Genomic DNA, 440 nt, shown 5'->3' with positions numbered 1-440 from the left:
ATCCACTTCCCTCTGTTCCAGAAATATGCGGACAAGACCCTGACGACGCTGCACGGCCGTCTGGACATGAAAGACCTGCCCGGCGTCTATGCGCGCTGGAGCGAGTTCGGCCTGGTCTCCATCTCCGACGATCAGCGCAAGCCCCTGCATTTCGCCAACTGGAAGGCGACCGTGCATCACGGCATGCCGGGCGAACAATATATCTTCTCTCCAAAATCCGAGGGCTAGCTGGCCTTCCTCGGCCGCATCTCGCCCGAAAAGCGGCCCGACCGGGCCATCGAGATCGCCACCAAGCTGGGCAAGCGACTGAAGATGGCCGCCAAGGTAGACGCCGCCGACAAACGCTATTGGGAAGAGACCATTCGCCCGCTGGGCGAGGGCAACCCCCTGATCGAGTTCATCGGCGAAATCGGCGACCATCAGAAATCCGCCTTCCTGGG

At 61.4% G+C, this 440-nt stretch carries 1 pseudogene; it reads left to right on the top strand.

Features of this window, described 5'->3' with window-relative positions:
• A pseudogene (locus CVH10_RS26635) lies at positions 1 to 228 on the top strand (hypothetical protein); the annotation flags it as partial.
• Between the last annotated feature and the right edge of the window lie 212 nt (positions 229 to 440).

The organism is Halomonas sp. ND22Bw (assembly GCF_003011945.1).
Lineage (GTDB): Bacteria > Pseudomonadota > Gammaproteobacteria > Pseudomonadales > Halomonadaceae > Halomonas > Halomonas halophila.
Note: the sequence above shows the minus strand (reverse complement) of the source record. Positions and strands in the feature narration are given on the sequence as shown.